We start from the raw sequence: 23610 nt of genomic DNA on the forward strand, positions 1-23610 counted from the left end.
CATGCGCCACCCTCTCGAGCGGAACGAAAAGGCCTCCAATTGTTGGAGGCCTTTTCGCATTTCACATCCGGCTTTTCTTACGTCGCCGCCACTGCCGCGTCACCCACCATCGCCAATACGCCATGGTGACAAAATAAGCCAACGCGCCAAGCACCAACCCCGTCACCACAGACCCCAGCAAAAACGGCTGCCACAATGTCGACAACTGGTTAGTGATCCACTCCCAGGTCAGCTCATCCGGCAACGTCCGGGCTGGCACGTCCATCAGCCAGGCGCCGGTTTGATAAGTGCAGAAGAACACCGCAGGCATCGTGATGGGGTTGGTCAACCAGACCAGGCTCACCGCAATCGGAATATTGCCACGCACCGTGACGGCCAGCGCCGCGGCCAACAGCATTTGCAACGGGATCGGCAGAAACGCGGCGAACAGGCCGACGGCCATCGCTCGTGCCACTGAATGGCGATTGAGGTGCCAAAGGTTGGGATCGTGAAGCAGAGTACCGAGAAAGCGTAAGGACTTGTGTTCCCGAATGCTCGCTGGGTCAGGCATGAAACGTTTGAATAGGCGCCGGGGCATAAGGCTTCTCGGTGGGATCAAAGCAGTCAGGTCGCAAGTATGTCCGGATTCTACGGCCGGCAGATTCAGACTTTGTGACAATTGATAACGCGCGCGGTGCCATGAACCGGCTAAGCCTGAGAGGGAACTCTCAAGGATGAGCTTATGCGTACAGCAATGGTCGCGCTTGCATTGGGGCTGCTGGCCCCGATTTTTCTACCGGTATTGCCGCCGCTGTGGCTGATCGCAGCCATGTCGATATCGGCATTGATGGTGTTGCCATCGCGCCTTTACCCGGTGGGCTTCTTTTTCTTCGGGCTGGCTTGGGCCTGTTTCTCGGCGCAGCTTGCATTGGACGACCGGTTACCCGCCGCGCTGGAGGGTGAGACCCGTTGGGTCGAGGGGCGTGTCGTCGGCTTGCCGCAACAGAGTGACGGCGTGGTGCGCTTCGAACTGGCCGACGCTCAATCCCGACGCACACGCTTGCCGACGTTGATGCGCCTGGCCTGGTACGACGGGCCGGCGGTCAACAGCGGTGAAAAATGGCGCCTGGCGGTTAAGCTCAAAAGGCCCGCCGGGCTGCTCAATCCCCACGGCTTCGACTATGAAGCGTGGTTGCTGAGCCGGGGCATTGGCGCGACCGGCTCGGTCAAGGATGGTTGGCGGGTGCAGCCGGCCGAAGGCGCCTGGCGCGATGGGGTGCGCCAGGCGCTGGCAAAAGTCGATGCCCAGGGTCGCTCCGGCGCGCTGATGGCGTTGGTTCTAGGCGACGGTGCCGGTCTGGCCCGGGAAGATTGGCAGGTGCTGCAAGACACCGGCACTGTCCATTTACTGGTGATCTCCGGACAGCATATCGGCTTGCTTGCCGGCCTGGTTTATCTACTGGTGGCCGGCGCGGCGCGTTATGGCGTATGGCCGTCGCGTCTGCCGTGGTTGCCCTGGGCCTGTGCGCTGGCTTTTGCCGCTGCCCTGGGTTACGGCTTGCTCGCCGGGTTCGAGGTGCCGGTGCGGCGGGCCTGCGCCATGATCGGGCTGGTGCTGTTGTGGCGCTTGCGCTTCCGGCAGGCGAAGCCTTGGTGGGCTTGGCTGTTGGCCTTCGTTGGAGTGCTGGTGCTGGACCCGCTGGCGAGCCTGCGGCCAGGGTTCTGGTTGTCGTTTGCCGCCGTGGCCATATTGATGTTCACGTTTGGCGCTCGCCTGGGGCCCTGGCGTTGGTGGCAGACTTGGACCCGCGCCCAGTGGCTGATTGCGCTCGGCCTTTGCCCGTTGTTACTGATACTGGGTTTGCCGGTCAGTCTCAGCGGTCCGTTGATCAACTTGCTGGCGGTGCCCTGGATCAGCTTGTTGGTATTGCCTGCGGCCCTGCTTGGCACGGCGTTGCTGCCGGTCCCGTTCGTGGGGGAAAGCCTTTTATGGATCGCCGGTGGATTGCTCGATCTGCTATTCAAGGGGCTTGCCTTGGCAGCCGGGCGAATACCGGCTTGGGTACCGCCCGCCTTGCCGCTATGGGCCTGGGCTCTTGCGACGCTCGGCGCGTTGTTGCTGTTGTTGCCCAGGGGCTTGCCGTTGCGGATCCTGGGTTGGCCGATGTTGTTGCTGATCGTTTTTCCTCCATGGGAAGAAGTGCCCCAGGGGCAGGCCGAAATCTGGCAACTGGACGTTGGCCAGGGGTTGGCGGTCCTGGTGCGCACCCGTCGCCATGCCTTGCTATATGACGCGGGGCCGCGCTTTGGCGACGCCGATGCGGGCGAGCGCGTGGTGGTGCCGACGTTGCGCAAGCTCGGCGTGCGCGGATTGGACCTGATGTTGCTCAGCCACGCCGATGCAGATCACGCCGGCGGCGCCCGTGCCGTGCGCAACGGGCTACCGACGACTCGGGTGATCAGCGGCGACCCCGCTACGCTGGCCGTCGATCTGCAGGCGGGCCCGTGCGATAGCGGTGAAGGCTGGGAGTGGGACGGGGTCAGGTTCGAGCTCTGGCGATGGGCATCGGCTGTCGAAAGTAACCAGACGTCCTGCGTCTTGCTGGTCGAGGCCGGCGGCGAGCGATTGTTGCTGACGGGTGACATCGACACCCATGCCGAGCGCGCCTTGCTCGACGGTCCATTGGGGGCGCCGACCCAATGGCTGGCGTCACCGCATCATGGCAGCCGCAGCTCATCGTCGATTGCGCTGCTGGCGCGCCTGCAGCCTCATTCGGTATTGATCTCCCGAGGGCGAAACAACGCATACGGCCATCCGCATCCGTGGGTGATGGAGCGCTATCGAAGGTTGGGCATGACAATCTATGACAGTGCCAAACAGGGTGCCATTCGTCTGCAACTGGGCGCGTTCGGGCCGGCGCACACCCTAGCCGGCGAACGTCGATACTGGCGTGAGCCGCCACCCGCTGGCCCATCGACGCAGCATTGATCTGGCTCATCGTTCTTGCCGTGTTGTCGGCCGGGCGGGTCTGCACGGCGAGTCTGTATGATAAAGTGGCGCACTTTTTCGAGGGGGCTGTCACTGTGTGGGAATTGGTCAAATCCGGCGGTTGGATGATGTTGCCGATCATTCTGAGTTCCATCGCGGCATTGGGTATCGTTGCCGAACGCCTGTGGACCCTGCGGGTCAGTCGCGTGACCCCGGAGCATCTGCTCGGGCAGGTCTGGGTCTGGATCAAGGACAAACAGCTGAACAAGGACAAGCTCAAGGAGCTGCGAGCCAGTTCGCCTTTGGGGGAGATTCTTGCGGCGGGCCTGGCGAATTCCAAGCATGGTCGCGAGATCATGAAGGAATGCATTGAAGAAGCGGCCGCGCGGGTCATTCATGACCTGGAGCGCTACCTCAACGCCCTGGGTACCATCGCGGCCATGTCCCCATTGCTGGGCCTGCTGGGCACTGTGCTGGGCATGATCGATATTTTCAGTGCCTTCACCGGTTCTGGCATGACCACCAACGCCGCGGTGTTGGCGGGGGGTATTTCCAAGGCCCTGATCACCACCGCCGCAGGCCTGATGGTCGGTATCCCAGCCGTGTTCTTCCACCGATTCCTGCAACGCCGCGTCGACGAGTTGGTGGTGGGCATGGAGCAGGAAGCCATCAAGCTGGTCGAGGTGGTGCAGGGCGACCGTGACGTGGACCTGGCCGGGGGCAAGCAGTGAAATTCCGCCGCAAACCACGGGAAAACATCGAGATCAATCTCGCGTCGCTGATCGACGTGGTGTTCATCCTGCTGCTGTTTTTCGTCGTGACCACCACGTTCACCCGGGAGACCCAGCTCAAGGTCGAATTGCCGCAAGCGGTCAGTGGTTCGCCCGCCGAAGACCAGCAGTTGAAGAACCTGGAAGTCACCATCAGCGCCGAAGGCGCGTTCTCGGTGAACAACCATTTGCTGCCCAAAAGCGACCTGGCGAGCCTGATCGAGGCCCTGCAGAAGGAATCCGGCGGTGACACCAGCCTGCCGTTGTCCATCAGCGCCGACGGCAAGACCCCTCACCAATCCGTTATCACCGCCATGGACGCGGCCGGCAAGCTCGGCTTCAGCCACCTGCGCATGACGACGGTCGAGGCGGCGCCGGCGCCCTGATGGCCATGTCCGATCGATTGCTTGCCGCGTGGTACGAAGGTCACCCGGCCCTGACGCTGTTGCGACCGCTGGAATGGCTGTATCGACGTGTGGTGGTGAGCAAGCGCGAACGCTTCCTGGCGGGCGACGGCGAGATCTACCAACCCCCCGTGCCGCTGATCGTGGTCGGCAATATTACCGTTGGCGGTACCGGCAAGACGCCGTTGATCCTGTGGATGATCGAACATTGCCAGCGCAGTGGCTTGCGGGTTGGCGTGGTCAGTCGTGGCTATGGAGCCAAGCCGCCGCAACTGCCTTGGCGGGTCCAGGCCGAGCAGGGCGCCGACATCGCGGGTGACGAGCCGCTGCTGATCGTCCAGCGCACCGGTGTGCCGTTGATGATCGACCCTGATCGCAGTCGCGCGGTCCGCGCGCTGCTGGAAGCCGAGCCGCTGGACCTGATCCTGTCCGACGACGGCATGCAGCATTACCGCCTGGCCCGGGACCTTGAACTGGTACTGATCGACAACGCCCGCGGCCTCGGCAACCGCCGTTGCCTGCCTGCCGGTCCGTTGCGCGAACCGGTCGAACGCCTGCAATCGGTCGATGCGGTGTTGTACAACGGCGCCAGCGCCGACCGCGAAGACGGCTTCGCCTTCCAATTGCGACCCACCGCCCTGGTGAACCTCGCCAGTGGAGAGCGGCGCACCCTCGACCACTTCCCAGCCGGGCAGGCCCTGCACGCCGTGGCCGGTATCGGCAATCCGCAGCGTTTCTTCAAGACCCTCGAAACGCTACACTGGCGGCCTATACCGCACGGGTTTGCCGATCACGCCGAATACAGTGCCCAGGCCTTGAATTTCACGCCAACCCTGCCAGTGGTCATGACGGAAAAGGACGCGGTCAAGTGCCGTGCCTTCGCCGCGCCGCACTGGTGGTACCTGGCGGTGGACGCCGCACCGTCGCCAGCCTTCGCGGCCTGGTTCGATAGGCAATTGATGCGCCTGTTGCCGGATCGGCTCTTGCCTTAAAATCTTTTACCCAGGGGAATTCCATGGACACCAAATTGCTCGATATTCTGGCCTGCCCAGTTTGCAAAGGCCCGCTCAAGCTCAGCGCCGACAAGACCGAACTGATCAGCAAGGGTGCCGGCCTGGCCTATCCGATTCGCGACGGCATCCCGGTGATGCTCGAGAGCGAAGCCCGCACCCTGACCACTGACGAGCGCCTGGATAAATGACCACAGCCTTCACCGTCGTCATTCCGTCGCGCTTCGCCTCGACGCGCCTGCCGGGCAAGCCGTTGTTGTTGATCGCCGGCAAGCCGATGATCCAGCACGTCTGGGAACAGGCCAGCAAAAGCAGCGCCCAGCGCGTGGTGGTCGCGACTGACGATGCGCGCATCGTCGAAGCCTGCGAGGCGTTTGGCGCCGAAGTGGTGCTGACCCGCGAAGATCATAATTCCGGCACCGATCGACTGGCGGAAGTCGCCACGAAACTGGGCCTTGAACCCGACGCCATCGTGGTCAACGTACAAGGCGACGAGCCGTTGATCCCGCCCAGTGTGATCGACCAGGTCGCGGCTAACCTGGCGGCCCATCCCGAAGCGCGCATGGCGACCCTGGCTGAGCCGATCGACGACGTGCAAGCGTTGTTCAATCCCAATGTGGTCAAGGTGATCAGCGACCTCAATGGCCTGGCCTTGACCTTCAGCCGCGCGACGTTGCCCTGGGCGCGGGATGCCTTCGCGCAAAGCCGGGACGTGATGCCCGAAGGCGTGCCGTACCGCCGCCATATCGGCATCTACGCCTACCGCGCCGGCTTCCTCCACGACTTCGTGGCCTGGGGACCGTGCTGGCTGGAAAACACCGAAGCGCTGGAACAGTTGCGTGCCCTGTGGCACGGCGTACGAATCCATGTGGCCGATGCACTGATCGCTCCGCCGACCGGTGTCGATACCGCTGAAGATCTTGAGCGCGTTCGGCGCTTGCTGGAGGCCTGATGCGGGTTTTGTTTGTCTGTCTCGGCAATATCTGCCGATCGCCCACGGCCGAAGGCATCTTGCGCCACAAGTTGCGCGAAGCCGGGCTGGACGCTCAGGTGGAGGTCGCCTCCGCCGGCACCGGTGACTGGCACGTCGGCAAGGCACCGGACAAGCGCAGCCAGGCCGCGGCCCTGAGCCGTGGCTACGACTTGTCGGCCCAGCGCGCCCAACAAGTGACGCGCGCCGATTTCGCCGCCTATGACCTGATCCTGGCGATGGACAGCAGCAACCTGCGCAATCTCAAAGTCCTGCAACCGACCAATGCCAGGGCTGAACTGGACCTGTTCCTGCGTCGTTACGAGGCGGAACTCGATGACGTACCAGACCCTTACTATGACGGTGAGCAAGGTTTCGAGCAGGTGTTGGATTTGATTGAACGTGCCACGGATCGCCTGGTGGTCGAACTGAAGGGGCGGTTATGACCTTGCACGTCCAGCCGGGTGTCAGCCTCAAGCCATTCAACAGCTTTGGCGTGGATGTCGCCGCCCGGTTGTTCGCCCAGGCCCACAACGACGAGGATGTCCGTGAGGCCTTGGCCTACGCCGCCGAGCAAGACATGCCCCTGTTGGTCATCGGCGGCGGCAGCAACCTCTTGTTGACCGGCGACGTGGACGCGCTGGTGTTGCGCATGGCCAGCCAAGGCGTCCGCCTGCTCAGTGATGACGGCGAGCGCGTGGTGGTCGAGGCCGAGGCGGGCGAGCCATGGCACGCTTTTGTCCAGTACACGCTGGCGCAAGGTTGGTCGGGGCTGGAGAACCTCAGCCTGATTCCCGGTACGGTGGGTGCGGCACCGATGCAGAATATCGGCGCCTACGGGGTGGAGATAAAGGACGTCTTCGCTGGCCTCACCGCGCTGGATCGTGACACCGACGAGCTGCGCGATTTCACCCTTGAGGAGTGCGGTTTCGCCTACCGCGACAGCCTGTTCAAGCAACAGGCCGGGCGCTGGTTGATCCTGCGGGTGCGTTTCGCCCTCAGTCGTGCCGCGCACTTGCATTTGGAGTACGGCCCGGTCCGCCAGCGATTGACCGAACAGGGCATCGATCAGCCAACGCCCACGGATGTGAGCCGGGCCATCTGCAGTATCCGCAGCGAAAAACTGCCAGACCCAGCGGTGCTGGGCAATGCCGGCAGCTTCTTCAAGAACCCGTTGGTGCCGGCCTCCCACGTGGCGCAACTCAAGGCCCGATACCCGGACTTGGTGGCTTATCCACAGCCCGACGGCCAGATGAAGATCGCCGCTGGCTGGCTGATCGAGCACGCCGGCTGGAAGGGGTTTCGCGAGGGCGACGCCGGGGTGCATAAATTGCAGGCGCTGGTGTTGGTCAACTACGGCAATGCGACCGGCCTGCAACTGCTTGAACTGGCTCGGCGCATCCAAAAGGACATTGCCGAACGTTTTCAGGTCGAGCTGGAAATGGAGCCCAATCGGTACTGACCCGCGCTTCGCAATCGCCGGAAAAAACGCCCTGGACAGGCTGCACAAAACCATTTGTGCAGGATTGTGCAGGGCGTTTTGCTTGATCCTGGGTTAATTTAACGGGCTGGCGATGCGAGCATACGCATCCCTGAGGCCCGGTGCAGACGCGTGCTCGCGTGTGCACAAGAGAGCCCGATTAGCCTGAGCCAGTCTGCGACACCGAACCGATAACCAAACGGCAGATGGCTCGACCCCATAACTCGATGACGATGCGGGCGTGCCCATGATTACCCTGAAACTCAATGGAAAAGATCACCAACTGGATGTGACCGAGGACATGCCGCTGCTGTGGGCGATCCGTGACGTGGCCGGTTACAACGGCACCAAGTTCGGCTGCGGCATGGGCTTGTGCGGCGCCTGCACCATCCACATCGACGGCGCCCCTGCTCGCAGTTGCATCACGCCGATCGGCTCGGTGAAGGGGCAAAGCGTCAGCACCATCGACGCGCTTCACGTCGACCCGGTCGGGCAGGTGGTGCAGAAAGCCTGGCTGGACACCGCGGTAGCTCAGTGCGGTTTTTGCCAGGGCGGGCAGATCATGTCTGCTACAGCCCTGCTCAAGACCAACCCCAACCCCAGCGACGAGCAGATCGAAGAAGCTATGGTTGGCAACCTCTGCCGCTGCGGCACTTATAACCGGATCAAGACCGCGATACGCCAAGCCTCCACTCACCTGAAGGAGGCCAAGGCATGAGCCGCTTGCCTGATGATTTTGTCCTGAGCAACCTCAGCCGTCGTGGTTTCCTGAAAGGTGCGAGCGCTACCGGTGTGCTGGTGCTGGCGGCCACGTGGGGCCTGCCGGATGCCTTCGCCGAGGAAAAGAAATTTGGCGCCGAGGGCATGCCCAATGGCGCGGTCGACGACCCCAAGGTCTACTTGAGCATTGCCGCCGACGGCAGCGTGACGGTGATCTGTAACCGTTCCGAGATGGGCCAGGGTGTGCGCACCAGCCTGAGCATGGTGGTGGCCGACGAACTGGACGCCGACTGGGCGCTGGTCAAGGTCAAGCAGGCACCGGCAGATGAGGCGCGCTTCGGCAACCAGGACACCGACGGCTCGCGCAGCATGCGCCATTGGTACGAGCCGATGCGCCGTTGCGGTGCCGCCGCGCGGACCATGTTGGAACTGGCCGCCGCTGCACAATGGAACGTGCCGGTAGGCGAATGCCGCGCGCAGCTGCACAAAGTGGTGCACCAGCCTTCCGGGCGGGAGCTGGGTTATGGCGCCTTGGCTGCCGCAGCCAGTGCCTTGCCGGTGCCGCCCCGCGAGAACCTGCGCCTCAAGCAGCCTTCGGAATTTCGTTACATCGGCAAGGAGGCGAGCCGTGCCATCGACGGCGCGGACATCGTCAACGGTCGCGCAGTCTTCGGTGCCGACGTGCATTTCGACGGCATGCTCTATGCCGTCATCGCGCGGCCGCCGGTCTATGGCGGCAAGGTCAAGAGCGTCGACAGCAGCGCGGCGTTGAAAGTACCAGGCGTGGTCAAGGTGCTCCAGATCGAGGGGCGCCCATTGCCTTCGGAATTCCAGCCTCTGGGCGGCGTGGCGGTGGTGGCGAAAAATACCTGGGCGGCGATCAAGGGCCGCGAAGCGCTGAAAATAGAGTGGGACGACGGCCCGAACGCCGGTTACGACTCCATTGCCTATCGCAAGGAACTGGAAGCGGCTGCTCGCCAGCCTGGAAAAGTCCTGGGCAGCACCGGTGATCTCGATGGCGCATGGGCCAAGGCCGATTCGACGTTGGAAGCTTCGTATTATCTGCCGCACCTGTCCCAGTCCCCAATGGAGCCGATGGTCGCCGTCGCCCGGTTCAAGGATGGCCAATGCGAAGCCTGGGCCCCGAGCCAGGCACCGCAGGTGACCCGCGAACGTGTCGCCGAACGCCTGGGCATTCCTTTCGAGAAGGTCACGGTGAACATCACCTTGTTGGGCGGTGGTTTCGGACGCAAGTCGAAACCCGACTTCGTCGTCGAAGCCGCCGTGCTCGCCAAGGAGTTTCCCGGTCAGGCGATACGGGTGCAATGGACCCGCGAGGATGACATCCACCATTCGTATTTCCACACCGTATCGGCCCAATACCTGAAGGCCAGCCTGAACCAGGACGGCATGCCTTCCGGTTGGCTGCATCGCACCGTGGCGCCGACCATCACCGCGTTGTTCGCTCCGGGCATGACCCACGAAGCGCCGTTCGAAGTAGGAATGGGCGTGACCAACATGGCCTATGCGATTGCCAACATGCGCCTGGAAAATCCCGAGGCAGTGGCTCATACCCGGGTGGGCTGGTACCGCTCGGTGTCGAATATTCCCCACGGTTTTGCGATCCAGAGCTTCATCGACGAATTGGCCCACAAGGCCGGCCAGGATCCTCTGAAGTATCACCTCAAGTTGCTGGGGCCGGACCGCAAGATCAATCCGAACAGCCTGAACGACGATTGGAACTACGGCGAATCCCCCGAGCGTTATCCCATCGATACGGCGCGGATCCGTACTGTGCTGGAGACTGCCGCAAAAGCCGCCGGCTGGGGGCGCGAACTGCCCAAGGGCCGGGGCTTGGGGCTGGCGGTGCACTACAGTTTCGTCACTTACGTCGCGGCGGTGATCGAAGTCGAGGTCAAGGATGACGGCACGGTGATCGTGCACAAGGCCGACATTGCCGTGGATTGTGGGCCACAGATCAACCCCGAGCGCATCCGCTCCCAGTTCGAAGGCGCCTGCGTCATGGGCTTGGGTAATGCGATGGTGGGGGAAATCAGCTTCAAGGACGGCAAGGTCCAGCAAGATAACTTCCACATGTACGAAGTGGCGCGCATGTCCCTGGCGCCCAAGGAAGTGGCGGTGCATCTGGTCACGCCGCCGGGTGAAGTGCCCTTGGGCGGCGTGGGTGAGCCAGGCGTGCCGCCGATCGCACCGGCGCTGTGCAACGCGATTTTTGCAGCCACCGGCAAGCGTATCCGCGATCTGCCCGTGCGTTATCAGCTGCAAGGCTGGCAACAGGCCAAAGCCTGATGGACAGCGTTGACCTGAATGTCCTGCGCAGCGTGCTGGCGTGGCGCCGCGCCGGGCAGCGCGTGGTGTTGTTCACCGTAGTCCAGACCTGGGGCACCGCGCCACGGCCTCCCGGCGCCATGCTGGCCCTGCGCGAGGATGGCGTGGTAATCGGTTCGGTGTCGGGCGGTTGTGTCGAAGATGACTTGATTGCCCGGTTGCACGACGACCGGATTCCGGCGGACGGCCCGCCGGTGCAGTTGATCACCTATGGCGTCACCCGCGAGGAGGCAGCGCGCTTCGGCCTACCGTGCGGCGGCACCTTGCGCCTGACGGAGGAGCGAGTGGGCGATCCACAGTGGGTTGCCGACTTGCTGGAGCGTTGCGAGGCCCATGAGATTGTCGCCCGGGAATTGACCGTCGCCACCGGTAGCGTGTCGTTGGTGCCGGCCAGTAAAAGCGATGCTTTAGTGTTTGATGGCGAGACACTGCGGGCGATTTATGGGCCGCGTTGGCGGCTGCTGTTGATCGGCGCTGGGCAGCTGTCCCGTTACGTCGCGGAGATGGCCCGGCTGCTGGATTTCGAAGTGCTGATCTGCGATCCGCGCAAGGAATTCGTCTACGGCTGGGAAGAGCAGCATGGCCGCTTCGTGACCGGCATGCCCGACGAAGCGGTGCTGAGCATCCAGACTGATGAGCGCACGGCGATCGTGGCGCTGACCCATGACCCGCGCCTGGACGACATGGCCTTGTTGACCGCCCTCGATTCCAAGGCCTTTTATGTGGGCGCCCTGGGGTCGCGGGTCAACAGCCAGAAACGCCGGGACAACCTGGCTCAGCTAGGCTTGTCGGCACAGGCCATCGAACGGCTGCATGGCCCTATCGGCCTGCACATCGGCAGCCATACACCAGCGGAAATCGCCTTGTCGTTGCTGGCGGAAATCGTTGCCATCAAAAATGGCATCGAACTGCGGCAGAAGAAACCGCTGTAAGCCACAAAGGAGCAGGTTATGACTGGGTCCATTGGCGTGATCATTCTTGCGGCGGGATCGGGTCGCCGTTTCCGTGAGGTTGCCGGTGCCGACAAGGATAAGTTGCTGGCCGATTGCACCGGGCGTGACGGTGCGGTGCGCTCAGTGATCGAACATGTGCTGGCCAATTTACCGTCCTCCCTGGAAAAGCGCGTGCTGGTGACCCGCAACGATCGTCCGCAGGCCATTCGCATGGCCCAGGCCTACGGGTGCGATTACGTGGAGCTGGACTCGCCCGGCCTGGGCGACAGCATTGCCGCCGGCGTCCGGGCGTGCCCGGACCTTGATGGCTGGCTGATCGTGTTGGGCGACATGCCGTTCATCTTGCCGTCGAGCTTCGAAGGGGTGATGGCGGGGATGCGCGAGGATGGCGTCAGCGTGCCGGTGCTTGCCGGGGAGCATGGGCATCCGGTGGGATTCGGTCGCGCGTTGGGTCCGCCACTGATGGCCTTGACGGGTGATCGCGGCGCCAAGGTGCTGTTAGCCGGGGCGCACGTGGTCCACGTGCCGGTGGACGATCCAGGTGTGACGTGGGATGTCGATGTGCCTGAGGCACTGGTTTTTAGATAACTCACTCGATCAGATCCACTGAGGCATAAAAAAGCCCCGCCTGGCATCACCAGGCGGGGCTTTTTACTGGGCGATGGAATCAGGCGTGAGGTTTAGGCTCGTGCTCTTTTTCCAGGGCTTCAGGGTGGTGCGGTGCAACTTCTTCAGCGGACTGCTGAGGTTCGTCGATCGCTGGCTCTGCTGCGGTTTCGGCAACCGGGGCAGGGGCTTCGACGGCTTCCACGACTGGCGTCGGTTCGGCGGCAGGCGCCAGGGCAGCGGCAGCGGCAGCCTGTTCGGCTTCCTTCTGCAGGCGCTCGGCTTCACGCTTGCGACGGCGCACTTCACGCGGATCATTCGGAGCGCGGCCATTCGGAGCCAAGGCGCTGACAGGTGCAGGTGCCTCAACCGGGGCCGGAGCTTCGACAACCGCAGGAGCCTCGATCACTGGCGCAGGCTCTTCCACCGAGGCAGCTTCGACCTCCGGAGCAGGCTCGATCACTTGCGCTTCTACGGTTTTCACCGGCTCAGGCTCGGCGATTGGCGCTGGCGCTGCGGGTTCTGCGTGCCAGTTGAACGTCGTCTGCTCTTCACGAACAGGTTCGGGCGCAACTTCCTCGGCCGGGGTTTCCTGCACCGGAGCTTCGACGGCAGGTTCGGCGGCGGCCACTGGCTGCTCGACGACCGGTGCCGGCTCGGCGGCGGCTTGGACTTCAGGCTCTGCGTCGGGAACCGGCGCGAGTTCCACTTCCGGCGAAGCGGTGGCTTGTACTGGCGTGGTCGCTTCGACGACTGGCGCTTCAACCGGGGCGTCTTCCACCGCAGCGGTGGCGCGTTCAGCCTGCTCGTGTGCCTGGGCTTCGGCCGGGGCGCTGATCGCGCTGCTGGCCACTGCCGCGGTGACGGCCAGGCCTGCGGCCAGATCCGCGCCGCTTGGCGCTTCGGCGTTCTCGGCGGATTCGGACTCTTCCGAACCTTCGATCACGTTGCCATTAGCATCACGTTGACGCTCGCGGCGGTTGCTGCGACGACGCTGGCCACGGGAGCGGCGGCGTGGACGATCGCCTTCGGCATTGTCCTGGCCGTCTTCCTGCAACTGCTCTTCGCTGTTCAGCACTTCTTCTTCGCTGGCAGCGGCGGCTGCCTGCTCGGCGCGTGGTTGACGCTCTTCACGCGGCTGACGCGGTGCGCGCTCTTCGCGAGGCTGGCGGGCCGGGCGCTCTTCAGCCGGTGCGGCGCCAGCGGCGGCAGCTGGTGCGGCATCCAGTGGCTCACGCAGTTCGCGGACACGTTCTTCACGTTCGCCACGCGGCTTGCGGTCTTCGCGCGGTGCACGCGGCTGACGCTCTTCACGTGGAGGACGCGGTGCGCGCTCTTCACGGGCTACGGTTGGAGTCGCTGGCGTTTCCTCGCGGGCTTCGCGTGGCTGACGCTCTTCGCGCGGCTCGCGTGGCGCTCGTTCTTCACGGGGCGCGCGTTCTTCGCGCGGCTTGCGCTCTTCGTCACGGCGACCGTTGCGATTGCGGGTCTGCTGGCGACCGTTACGGCGCTCCTCGTTGCGGGCCGGACGCTCGGTAGCGGCAGGCTTGGCGACGACGGCCGGAGCGGCAGGCTCTTCCTTGGAGGCAAACAGGCTGACCAAGGATTTCACCAGGCCCTTGAACAGGCTCGGTTCTGGCGCGGCCGCTGGGGCAGGGGCCGGGGCGGCGACTTCGGTCGGGACCGGAGCGTTGGCGCGGGCTGGGGCAGTCTTGACCGCCGCTTCCTGGCGAACCAGGGTGCGAGTCGCCGCAGCGGGCTGGACTTCTTCCACTTCGGCAGCGGCAGCAGCGATTTCGTAGCTCGACTGGTTGGTGTGGGCTTCCGGGCTGTCATCGCGCAGGCGCTGCACTTCGAAGTGCGGCGTCTCGAGGTGATCGTTCGGCAGGATGACGATACGGGCCCGGGTGCGCAGTTCGATCTTGGTGATCGAGTTGCGTTTCTCGTTGAGCAGGAACGCTGCCACTGGAATCGGCACCTGGGCGCGGACTTCGGCGGTGCGGTCTTTCAGGGCTTCTTCTTCGATCAGGCGCAGGATCGCCAAGGACAGCGATTCAACGTCACGGATGATGCCGGTGCCGTTGCAGCGAGGGCAAACGATGCCGCTGCTTTCACCCAGCGATGGACGCAGGCGCTGACGGGACATTTCCAGCAGGCCGAAACGCGAGATACGACCGACCTGTACGCGGGCGCGGTCGGCTTCCAGGCACTCACGGACCTTCTCTTCCACGGCGCGCTGGTTCTTGGCCGGGGTCATGTCGATGAAGTCGATGACGATCAGTCCGCCGATGTCGCGCAGGCGCAACTGACGGGCGATTTCTTCGGCGGCTTCAAGGTTGGTCTGCAGCGCGGTTTCTTCGATGTCGCTGCCTTTGGTGGCGCGCGCCGAGTTGATGTCGATGGACACCAGGGCCTCGGTCGGATCGATGACGATGGAGCCGCCGGACGGCAGTTCGACGACGCGCTGGAAGGCGGTTTCGATCTGGCTTTCGATCTGGAAACGGTTGAACAGCGGGACGCTGTCTTCGTAGAGCTTGATCTTGCTGGCGTACTGCGGCATCACCTGGCGGATGAAAGTCAGGGCTTCGTCCTGGGCTTCGACACTGTCGATCAGCACTTCGCCGATGTCCTGGCGCAGGTAGTCGCGGATGGCGCGGATGATCACGTTGCTTTCCTGGTAGATCAGGAATGGCGCGGAGCGATCCAGCGAGGCTTCTTTGATGGCGGTCCACAGTTGCAGCAGGTAGTCGAGGTCCCACTGCATTTCTTCGCTGCTGCGGCCAAGGCCGGCAGTGCGCACGATCAGGCCCATGTCGGCGGGGGCGACCAGGCCGTTGAGGGCTTCACGCAGTTCGTTGCGCTCTTCGCCTTCGATGCGGCGGGAGATACCACCGGCACGCGGATTGTTCGGCATCAGGACCAGGTAACGGCCGGCGAGGCTGATGAAGGTGGTCAGGGCGGCGCCCTTGTTGCCACGTTCTTCTTTTTCGACCTGGACGATGACTTCCTGGCCTTCGCTCAGGACGTCCTTGATGTTGACGCGGCCTTCAGGGGCCTTCTTGAAGTATTCGCGGGAGATTTCTTTGAGGGGCAGGAAGCCGTGGCGCTCGGAGCCGAAATCGACAAAGGCAGCCTCAAGGCTTGGTTCGATGCGAGTAATCCGGCCTTTATAGATGTTGGCCTTCTTCTGCTCGCGTGCACCGGATTCGATATCCAGGTCGTAGAGGCGCTGGCCGTCTACCAGTGCAACACGCAACTCTTCGGGTTGAGTTGCGTTAATCAGCATTCTTTTCATGTAGTACCGTCGGTTTCCGGGCTGCCGGAAACGGCGTTCGGCACACACGACTTCTCACGGTCGGTGTCAGGTGCGTCCTGGTAATGGCGGGCCATTCCAGTGTCCAGCGAGTTCGACCCAATGATGGCGAAGTCGCGACGGACGCGTCCTGCTTGCTGGTACTCAAGCACTCAGTCAGGAGGAGGAATCAACCGGCGTCTGTGGACGAGATGAAGCGTCTAAATATAAGCCTAATGCTACACAGTCCGACGGTTGTACATCTCCACCCTACACGTATCCCTGATAATTCGGGTGCTGCCGCGCGCAGAATCCGCAGCGGGTTGGCATTTACCGTGAGCTCCGAAAGGGGAGGTCACGCATCATGGCTAATTTAGGCGTTGTTTCCGAAGCTCTCGCTCGGGGTCGTTCCCAAGTGACTGCACTTTGTGAACTGGCCATGAATGTGGCGCGCAAGGCGAGTCAAAACTCTGCTTTGCGGCGTATTTCAGGCCTCATGTCACCTGCGCTCGTTACACTCGAAAACTCTACCGTTACGTAGCAAAAGCCCCGTAGGACGGCCTCTCGTCCTCGTGAATTGCGTTGGTCAGGGCCGGTTTTTAACCGCTAGTCCGCTGGCCAGCCACTTTTGGCGGCGTTCGCGACTATAGCAGCAATGATTAAGTGCTTCAATTCCATAAAAAATTGTTATCATCGCGGCCATGACAACTACTGCCCCTTCGACCCCTGGCGTTCAACTGCTCGAGGTCTCGCCGGAATATGCCGGCCAACGAATCGATAATTTCCTCCTTGCCCGGCTCAAAGGCGTGCCCAAGACCTTGATCTATCGCATCTTGCGCAAAGGCGAAGTGCGGGTGAACAAAGGTCGGATCAAGCCCGAGTACAAACTCCAGGCCGGCGACGTCGTGCGCGTGCCGCCGGTTCGGGTGCCCGAGCGCGACGAACCGGTGCCCTTGGCGCAAGGTTTGTTGCAACGCCTTGAAGCCTCGATTGTCTTCGAAGACAAGGCGCTGATCGTGGTCAACAAGCCCGCGGGTATCGCGGTCCACGGCGGCAGTGGCCTGAGCTTCGGGGTGATCGAAGCCTTTCGTCAGTTGCGTCCGGATACCAAGGAGCTGGAACTGGTCCATCGCCTGGATCGCGATACCTCCGGTCTGCTGATGATCGCCAAGAAGCGCAGCATGCTGCGGCATCTGCACGAGCAGTTGCGCGGCGATGGTGTCGACAAGCGCTACATGGCGCTGGTGCGTGGTCGTTGGGATACCTCCGTGAAGCAGGTCCGTGCGCCGTTGCTCAAGAGCAACTTGCGCTCGGGTGAGCGCATGGTGGAAGTCAACGAGGAGGGTAAGGAAGCGCTTACCGTATTCAAGGTGCTCCGTCGCTTCGGCGATTTCGCCACCATGGTCGAGGCCAAGCCGGTGACCGGGCGCACGCACCAGATTCGCGTCCATACCCTGCATGCCGGGCATTGCATTGCCGGTGACAGCAAATATGGCGATGACGATTTCACCAAGGAAATCCGCGACCTGGGTGGCAAGCGCCTGTTTCTCCATGCCTATATGCTGACCGTGCCGCTGCCCGACGGCGGTGAGTTGAAATTGCAGGCTCCCGTGGATGACATGTGGGCCAAGACCGTGGAGCGGTTGAGTGCATCCTGATTACAAGCTGCTCATATTCGATTGGGACGGCACTCTGGCCAACTCCATCGGTCGGATCGTGGAGGCGATGCATGTCGCGTCGGACCGCACGGGTTTTCCCTTGCGTGACGATCTGGCGGTAAAAGGCATCATCGGCCTTGGGTTGCCGGAGGCGATTCGCAGCCTGTATCCGGAGATCGACGATGAGCAATTAATCGTTTTTCGCCAGCATTACGCCGATCACTACATTGCACTGGAAGCCGAGCCTTCGCCGTTGTTCGAAGGCGTGGCGCAGACGCTTCATGCGTTGCGGGGCGAGGGCTATCGCCTGGCGGTCGCAACTGGCAAGGCTCGGCGCGGGCTGGATCGGGTGTTGAAGGCTCACGGCTGGGACGATTATTTCGACATCACCCGAGCCGCGGACGAAACCGCCAGCAAGCCGCACCCATTGATGCTTGAGCAGATCCTTGCTCATTGCGATATGCGGCCCGAACAGGCGCTGATGGTCGGGGACTCGTCGTTCGATCTGCAAATGGCGCGCAATGCTGGCATGGGCTCGGTGGCTGTCAGTTATGGTGCCCAGACGATCGAGGCGCTAAAGGCCTTCGAGCCGTGCCTGGCCATTGACCATTTTCCTGAGTTGCACGCCTGGCTGAGCCGGCGTGCCGATTAAGTTTTGACGGGGATGCATGCATGACGGATGAATGGAAGGCACCGGCCAAGGCAAACGCCGAGAACGGTGATGATAAAAGCTGGAAGCTGCTGGAAAAGACTCTGCTGGCCAGTGTCCAGGAGCAGCGCCGTTCGCGCCGCTGGGGCATTTTCTTCAAGCTGCTGACGTTTGTTTATCTTTTCGCCGCGCTCATGCTGTTCACACCGCTGATGAGCCTGGAGAAAAGCGCCGCGGGCGGTTCGGCGTATACCGCGCTGATCGACATCGAAGGCATGATCGCCGACAAGGAGCCCGCCAGCGCGGACAACATCGTCGGTAGCCTGCGGGCAGCGTTCGAGGATCCGAAGGTCAAGGGTGTGGTGCTGCGCATCAACAGTCCGGGCGGCAGTCCGGTACAGTCGGGTTATGTGTATGACGAGATCGTCCGGTTGCGCGCGTTGCATCCGAACATCAAGGTCTACGCGGTCATCGCCGATCTCGGTGCGTCCGGGGCCTATTACATTGCCAGTGCGGCAGACCAGATCTATGCCGACAAGGCGAGTCTGGTCGGTTCCATCGGTGTGACGGCGGCGGGTTATGGTTTTGTCGGGACCATGGAAAAGCTGGGTGTCGAGCGCCGGGTCTATACCTCGGGCGAGCATAAGTCGTTCCTTGATCCGTTTCAGCCGCGCAAGCCTGAAGAAACCGCGTTCTGGCAAGGCGTGCTGGACACGACTCACAAGCAGTTCATCGCTAGCGTCAAGAAAGGGCGGGGCGAACGCCTGAAGGACAAGGAGCATCCGGAGTTGTTTTCCGGGTTGGTCTGGTCCGGGGAGCAGGCGTTGCCGCTGGGCTTGATCGATGGCCTGGGCAGCGCGAGTTTCGTGGCTCGGGACGTGATCGGCGAGAAAGAGCTGGTGGATTTCACCATCGAAGAATCGCCGTTCGATCGCTTCTCGAAAAAACTGGGCGCAAGCATTGCCGAGCACCTGGCAATGTGGATGGGCTTCCAAGGCCCGGCGTTGCGCTGATTTTTTGAAAGGCTGCGCACCTGAAAGGCGATGCGGTCCCTGTGGCGAGGTATTCAGGGAATCTGCGCACCCTCGGCCAGCAACATATCCACCAGGCGAATCAACGGCAGTCCGATCAGGCTGGTGGCGTCCGGGCCCTCGGTGCTCTGAAACAGGCTCACGCCCAGTCCCTCGGCCTTGAAGCTACCAGCGCAGTCGTACGGCTGCTCCGCCCGCAAGTAGCGCTCAACGCGTGCCTGATCCAATGTCCGCATCGTCACGGTAAACGGAACGCAATCGACCTGGCAGTTGCCTGTCTGGCTGTTAAGCAGCGCCAGGCCCGTCAGGAACGTTACGCGGGCGCCGCTGGCGGCCAGTAGTTGTTCACGGGCGTTTTCGAAGGTGTGGGGCTTGCCCAGGATGCGCTCGTCGAGCACGGCGACCTGGTCTGATCCGATGATCAGGTGCGCCGGATGGCTGGCGGCTAGCGCCAAGGCTTTTTCCCGGGCCAGGCGTTTTACCAGTTCGAGCGCGGATTCATCGGCGTGGCGGCTTTCGTCGATGTCCGGTGAGCTGCAGACGAACGGCAGCCCCAGGCGGGCGAGCAATTCCCGGCGGTAGACCGAGCTTGAGGCAAGTAATAAAGGCAGCATGGGCGTCTCCAGGAGGCAGGAGCGAATTCTAGCGAGGCGCGCAAGTGACGGACAGGGCTGAATTTCCTTTGACATGGCCCGGTGCATCCCTATAATGCTGCGCCTATGTTGAATGACCCGATTCCACCTCACGTTGACCCGCGCAAATTGGCTGACCGTGGCACCACCCTTCAAGGTGAACTGCTGCTGGCCGATTTGAAGAGACTCTGCGACCCGCTTTCCGACAATGTCGGTACGGTCCAGGCCAAATTCGTTTTTGAACGAGATGAACGTAAATCTGTGGTCATCCACAGCTTTATCGACACTGAAGTCAAAATGGTTTGCCAGCGTTGTCTTGAGCTGGTCACCCTGCCGATCCATAGCGAATGCAGTTACGCCGTGGTGAAGGAGGGTGCGAATACCCAGTCGTTGCCGAAAGGTTATGACGTGCTGGAACTGGGCGAAGATCCATTGGATCTGCAGTCACTGATCGAGGAGGAGCTTCTGCTCGCCTTGCCCATTGTGCCTGCTCATCATCCGGAAGAATGCCAGCAGCCGGCGGGAGCAGATGAGCCCGAACCGAGCGAGGACGAGGTAACGCGGTCCAACCCGTTCAGTGTATTGGCGCAGTTAAAGCGTGACCCAAACGTTTAGGAGTTAATCAATTATGGCTGTTCAGCAGAACAAAAAATCCCGCTCTGCCCGTGACATGCGCCGTTCGCACGACGCTCTCGAGGCTAGCACCCTGTCTGTAGAAAAAACCACCGGTGAAGTTCACTTGCGTCACCACGTATCGCCAGAAGGCGTATACCGTGGCCGTAAAGTGATCGACAAGGGCGCTGACGAGTAATCACTTGTCCGCTCAAGTCATCGCGATTGACGCAATGGGCGGGGACTTCGGTCCCCGCAGCATTGTCCAGGCCAGCCTTGCTTGCCTGAATGCCACGCCCTCGCTACACCTGACCCTCGTCGGTCAACCCTCTCTCCTTGAAGAAATGCTCAGCGGCCAATCGGCTGTGGATCGCGCGCGCCTATCGATTGCGCCTGCGTCCGAAGTCATCACGATGGACGAAAAACCGGCCCAGGCTCTGCGTGGCAAGCCTGACGCTTCGATGCGGGTGGCCCTTGAGTTGTTGCGAGACGGTAAGGCCCAAGCGTGCGTCAGCGCGGGTAACACCGGTGCGCTGATGGCGCTGTCGCGCTACGTACTCAAGACCCTGCCGGGTATCGATCGCCCGGCGATGGTGGCTGCGATCCCGACCCAGCGCGGCTTCTGCCAGTTGCTGGACCTGGGCGCCAACGTCGATTGCAGCGCCGAGCACCTGTTGCAGTTCGCCGTGATGGGCTCGGTTGCGGCGCAGACCCTCGGCATCGCCCAACCTCGCGTGGCGCTGCTCAATATCGGCACCGAAGACATCAAGGGCAACCAGCAGGTCAAGCTGGCGGCGACGTTGTTGCAGGGCGCGCGCGGTATCAACTACATCGGTTTCATCGAGGGCGACGGCTTGTACCGTGGCGAGGCCGATGTGGTGGTCTGCGACGGCTTCGTCGGCAATATCCTGCTCAAGTCCAGTGAAGGCCTGGCAACCATGATCGGCCAGCGCATCGAGACGTTGTTCAAGCAGAGCCTGGCCTCGCGGATGGTTGGCGCCCTGGCGCTGCCGTTGATGCGGCGACTGCAGGCCGACCTGGCGCCGGCGCGGCACAACGGGGCGAGTTTCCTGGGGTTGCAGGGCATTGTCATCAAGAGCCATGGCTCGGCGGGCGTGCAGGGTTTTCAAAGCGCGATCAACAGGGCTGTGATCGAAATCCAGGAAAACCTGCCGGAACGGCTTCATGGCCGCCTCGGGGATTTGTTAACTTAGGCGTTTTCGTCCGACAATGCTTAAATGTGACCGGTCGGTTCAACCGGCCATCCAACTGTCAGTTTCCTAGCGCCCCCAGGGGCGTCAATTTTTGACGACAAGATCATTAGGGGCTTTGTTTTCATGTCTGCTTCCCTCGCATTCGTCTTTCCAGGACAGGGCTCGCAGTCCCTCGGCATGTTGGCCGAGTTGGGCGCGCAATACCCACTGGTCCTTGAAACATTCAAAGAAGCGTCCGATGCGCTCGGCTACGACTTGTGGGCACTGACCCAACAAGGGCCGGAAGAACAACTCAATCAAACCGATAAAACCCAGCCCGCCATTTTGACCGCCTCCGTTGCGCTGTGGCGCCTGTGGCTGGCCGAAGGCGGCCCACGCCCGGCGTTTGTCGCCGGTCACAGCCTGGGCGAATACAGCGCCCTGGTGGCCGCTGGCAGCTTGAGCCTGGGTCATGCGGTCAAGCTGGTAGAGCGTCGTGGCCAGCTGATGCAGGAAGCCGTTCCGGCCGGGAAGGGTGGCATGGCCGCGATCCTCGGCCTGGACGATGCCGATGTGCTGGCCGCCTGCGCTGAAGCGGCACAGGGCGAAGTAGTCAGTGCAGTGAACTTCAACTCCCCGGGCCAAGTGGTCATTGCCGGCGCCAAGGCGGCCGTCGAGCGCGCCATTGAAGGCTGCAAGGCCCGTGGCGCCAAGCGCGCCATGCCGCTGCCAGTCAGCGTGCCGTCGCACTGCGAGCTGATGCGCCCGGCCGCCGAGCGCTTTGCCGAATCCATCGCCGCGATCCAGTGGCAAGCGCCGCAGATTCCCGTCGTGCAAAACGTCAGCGCCGACGTGGCACCGGATCTCGAGACCCTCAAGCGCGATTTGCTGGAACAACTCTACAAGCCGGTTCGCTGGGTCGAAACGGTGCAGGCCCTGGCGGCAAAGGGCGCGACCGAACTGGTCGAGTGCGGGCCTGGCAAAGTGCTGGCTGGCCTGAACAAACGCTGCGCCGAAGGCGTATCGACTTCCAATCTCAATACCCCAGACGCTTTCGCTGCCGCTCGCGCAGCGCAAGCCTGAACAGGAGAAGCTTGCATGAGTCTGCAAGGTAAAGTTGCACTGGTGACCGGTGCAAGCCGTGGCATCGGCCAGGCCATTGCCCTGGAATTGGGTCGCCAAGGCGCCATCGTTGTTGGCACCGCGACTTCCGCTTCGGGTGCCGAGCGTATCGCCGCGACCCTGAAGGAAAACGCTATTCAGGGCACCGGCCTTGAACTGAACGTGACCAGCGACGAATCTGTCTCGGCGGTGTTGGCAAGCATTCAGGAACAGTTCGGTGCGCCGGCGATCCTGGTCAATAATGCTGGCATCACCCGCGATAACCTGATGATGCGCATGAAAGATGACGAGTGGTTCGACGTTATCGATACCAACCTGAACAGCCTGTATCGGCTGTCCAAGGGCGTTTTGCGTGGCATGACCAAGGCCCGTTGGGGTCGGATTATCAGTATTGGCTCGGTGGTGGGTGCCATGGGCAACGCAGGCCAAGTAAACTATGCTGCGGCGAAGGCTGGCCTGGAAGGTTTCAGTCGTGCGCTGGCGCGTGAAGTGGGTTCGCGCTCGATTACGGTAAACTCGGTTGCACCGGGTTTCATCGACACCGACATGACCCGTGAACTGCCAGAAGCACAGCGTGAAGCCTTGTTGACGCAGATTCCGCTGGGTCGTCTGGGGCAAGCTCAAGAAATCGCGTCGGTGGTCGCTTTTCTTGCTTCGGACGGTGCGGCATACGTGACTGGGGCTACAATCCCGGTAAACGGCGGGATGTACATGAGTTAAATGTGACGGATTGCTTCAAAAAAATGTCATACGAGCTGTCTAAAATCCGTTATAAAGCTGCAATCTATTTATAGGCGGCGGGCCCCAGGGTTCGAGGAGTGAAGCTTTCGGTTGAAAAACTGAAAAGTCTTTCTATACACTTACCCACCGGCCAGCTGCCTGAATTTGTCCATTAGGAGTGAAAACAAGGTATGAGCACCATCGAAGAGCGCGTCAAGAAAATCGTTGCCGAGCAACTGGGCGTCAAAGAAGAAGAAGTTGTGAACACCGCTTCCTTCGTTGAAGACCTGGGTGCCGACTCCCTTGACACTGTTGAGCTGGTGATGGCTCTGGAAGAGGAATTCGAGACCGAGATTCCTGACGAAGAAGCTGAGAAGATCACTACTGTACAAGCTGCTATCGACTACGTTACCAGCCACCAGGCGTAATCGTTTTTAGTCGTCGCTAGCTGTCATGGAAAAACCGCACTGC

General features: G+C 62.0%; 24 protein-coding genes. 21 read left to right on the top strand and 3 right to left on the bottom strand.

Annotated elements, in window-relative coordinates; genetic code table 11:
• Positions 1-61: 61 nt before the first annotated feature.
• Entirely contained in the window at positions 62-577 is a 516-nt protein-coding gene (locus tag J3P82_RS07985) for a DUF2062 domain-containing protein (RefSeq protein ID WP_434562053.1), read from the bottom strand.
• A gap of 144 nt (positions 578-721) precedes the next feature.
• Between J3P82_RS07985 and J3P82_RS07990 the strand changes: the two genes are divergently transcribed.
• The 12 genes from J3P82_RS07990 to J3P82_RS08045 all read left to right on the top strand — a co-directional run bounded on the left by J3P82_RS07990 (position 722) and on the right by J3P82_RS08045 (position 12212).
• Positions 722-2968 carry a DNA internalization-related competence protein ComEC/Rec2 gene (locus J3P82_RS07990; RefSeq protein WP_434562055.1) on the top strand — a complete coding sequence of 749 codons (2247 nt, stop codon included), beginning with the start codon at positions 722-724 and terminating at the stop codon, positions 2966-2968.
• 95 nt (positions 2969-3063) lie between these two features.
• Positions 3064-3699, top strand: coding sequence for a MotA/TolQ/ExbB proton channel family protein (locus J3P82_RS07995; RefSeq protein WP_434563748.1), 636 nt, complete (start codon positions 3064-3066; stop codon positions 3697-3699).
• A complete protein-coding gene (locus J3P82_RS08000; RefSeq protein ID WP_186611534.1) occupies positions 3696-4124 on the top strand; it encodes a biopolymer transporter ExbD in 429 nt (142 codons plus the stop codon). The genes J3P82_RS07995 and J3P82_RS08000 overlap by 4 nt, the downstream gene beginning before the upstream one ends.
• A complete protein-coding gene (gene lpxK, locus J3P82_RS08005; protein ID WP_434562057.1) occupies positions 4124-5134 on the top strand; it encodes a tetraacyldisaccharide 4'-kinase in 1011 nt (336 codons plus the stop codon). Before J3P82_RS08000 ends, lpxK begins: the two co-directional genes overlap by 1 nt.
• 23 nt (positions 5135-5157) lie before the next feature.
• Positions 5158-5343, top strand: a complete 186-nt coding sequence (locus tag J3P82_RS08010) for a Trm112 family protein (protein ID WP_003179363.1) — start codon at positions 5158-5160, stop codon at positions 5341-5343.
• Positions 5340-6104 carry a 3-deoxy-manno-octulosonate cytidylyltransferase gene (gene kdsB, locus J3P82_RS08015; RefSeq protein WP_186611532.1) on the top strand — a complete coding sequence of 255 codons (765 nt, stop codon included), beginning with the start codon at positions 5340-5342 and terminating at the stop codon, positions 6102-6104. Before J3P82_RS08010 ends, kdsB begins: the two co-directional genes overlap by 4 nt.
• Complete coding sequence (locus tag J3P82_RS08020) at positions 6104-6568, top strand: low molecular weight protein-tyrosine-phosphatase (RefSeq protein WP_434562059.1); 465 nt, start codon at positions 6104-6106, stop codon at positions 6566-6568. The genes kdsB and J3P82_RS08020 overlap by 1 nt, the downstream gene beginning before the upstream one ends.
• Complete coding sequence (gene murB, locus J3P82_RS08025) at positions 6565-7584, top strand: UDP-N-acetylmuramate dehydrogenase (RefSeq protein WP_434562061.1); 1020 nt, start codon at positions 6565-6567, stop codon at positions 7582-7584. Before J3P82_RS08020 ends, murB begins: the two co-directional genes overlap by 4 nt.
• Positions 7585-7849: 265 nt before the next feature.
• Positions 7850-8320, top strand: coding sequence for a (2Fe-2S)-binding protein (locus J3P82_RS08030; RefSeq protein ID WP_434562063.1), 471 nt, complete (start codon positions 7850-7852; stop codon positions 8318-8320).
• Positions 8317-10632 (top strand): molybdopterin cofactor-binding domain-containing protein, encoded by a 2316-nt coding sequence (locus J3P82_RS08035; RefSeq protein ID WP_434562065.1) that lies wholly within the window; start codon positions 8317-8319, stop codon positions 10630-10632. Before J3P82_RS08030 ends, J3P82_RS08035 begins: the two co-directional genes overlap by 4 nt.
• Entirely contained in the window at positions 10632-11603 is a 972-nt protein-coding gene (locus J3P82_RS08040; RefSeq protein ID WP_434562067.1) for an XdhC family protein, read from the top strand. The genes J3P82_RS08035 and J3P82_RS08040 overlap by 1 nt, the downstream gene beginning before the upstream one ends.
• Positions 11604-11621: 18 nt before the next feature.
• Positions 11622-12212 (top strand): nucleotidyltransferase family protein, encoded by a 591-nt coding sequence (locus J3P82_RS08045; protein WP_434562069.1) that lies wholly within the window; start codon positions 11622-11624, stop codon positions 12210-12212.
• Between the two features lie 79 nt (positions 12213-12291).
• Here the strand turns inward: J3P82_RS08045 and rne are convergent, their stop codons facing one another.
• Positions 12292-15525 carry a ribonuclease E gene (gene rne / locus J3P82_RS08050; RefSeq protein ID WP_434562071.1) on the bottom strand — a complete coding sequence of 1078 codons (3234 nt, stop codon included), beginning with the start codon at positions 15523-15525 and terminating at the stop codon, positions 12292-12294.
• A gap of 698 nt (positions 15526-16223) precedes the next feature.
• On the opposite strand from rne, the gene rluC reads away from it, so the two are divergent.
• The 3 genes from rluC to J3P82_RS08065 are packed head-to-tail and all read left to right on the top strand — an operon-like array spanning position 16224 to position 18842.
• Complete coding sequence (gene rluC / locus J3P82_RS08055; protein ID WP_434562073.1) at positions 16224-17180, top strand: 23S rRNA pseudouridine(955/2504/2580) synthase RluC; 957 nt, start codon at positions 16224-16226, stop codon at positions 17178-17180.
• Positions 17170-17832 (top strand): HAD-IA family hydrolase, encoded by a 663-nt coding sequence (locus J3P82_RS08060; RefSeq protein WP_434562075.1) that lies wholly within the window; start codon positions 17170-17172, stop codon positions 17830-17832. Before rluC ends, J3P82_RS08060 begins: the two co-directional genes overlap by 11 nt.
• Before the next feature lie 20 nt (positions 17833-17852).
• Positions 17853-18842 (top strand): S49 family peptidase, encoded by a 990-nt coding sequence (locus J3P82_RS08065; RefSeq protein WP_434562077.1) that lies wholly within the window; start codon positions 17853-17855, stop codon positions 18840-18842.
• Between the two features lie 53 nt (positions 18843-18895).
• Here J3P82_RS08065 and J3P82_RS08070 read toward each other — a convergent pair whose 3' ends face one another.
• Positions 18896-19474, bottom strand: coding sequence for a Maf family protein (locus J3P82_RS08070; RefSeq protein ID WP_434562079.1), 579 nt, complete (start codon positions 19472-19474; stop codon positions 18896-18898).
• Between the two features lie 105 nt (positions 19475-19579).
• Here J3P82_RS08070 and J3P82_RS08075 point away from each other — a divergent pair, with 105 nt between their 5' ends.
• From J3P82_RS08075 to acpP, 6 genes are all read left to right on the top strand, one after another.
• A complete protein-coding gene (locus J3P82_RS08075; protein ID WP_014339505.1) occupies positions 19580-20107 on the top strand; it encodes a YceD family protein in 528 nt (175 codons plus the stop codon).
• A gap of 13 nt (positions 20108-20120) precedes the next feature.
• Positions 20121-20303 (top strand): 50S ribosomal protein L32, encoded by a 183-nt coding sequence (gene rpmF, locus J3P82_RS08080; RefSeq protein ID WP_003179396.1) that lies wholly within the window; start codon positions 20121-20123, stop codon positions 20301-20303.
• A gap of 4 nt (positions 20304-20307) precedes the next feature.
• Positions 20308-21318 carry a phosphate acyltransferase PlsX gene (plsX, locus tag J3P82_RS08085; protein ID WP_434562081.1) on the top strand — a complete coding sequence of 337 codons (1011 nt, stop codon included), beginning with the start codon at positions 20308-20310 and terminating at the stop codon, positions 21316-21318.
• 123 nt (positions 21319-21441) lie between these two features.
• Positions 21442-22380 carry an ACP S-malonyltransferase gene (gene fabD, locus J3P82_RS08090; protein ID WP_434562083.1) on the top strand — a complete coding sequence of 313 codons (939 nt, stop codon included), beginning with the start codon at positions 21442-21444 and terminating at the stop codon, positions 22378-22380.
• A 15-nt stretch (positions 22381-22395) separates the two neighbouring features.
• On the top strand, positions 22396-23139 hold the full coding sequence (fabG, locus tag J3P82_RS08095) for a 3-oxoacyl-ACP reductase FabG (protein WP_434562085.1): 744 nt from the start codon (positions 22396-22398) through the stop codon (positions 23137-23139).
• A 191-nt stretch (positions 23140-23330) separates the two neighbouring features.
• Entirely contained in the window at positions 23331-23567 is a 237-nt protein-coding gene (acpP, locus tag J3P82_RS08100) for an acyl carrier protein (RefSeq protein WP_003175607.1), read from the top strand.
• Positions 23568-23610 lie beyond the last annotated feature (43 nt).

This window comes from Pseudomonas sp. Z4-20 (assembly GCF_051131955.1).
GTDB lineage: Bacteria > Pseudomonadota > Gammaproteobacteria > Pseudomonadales > Pseudomonadaceae > Aquipseudomonas > Aquipseudomonas marvdashtae.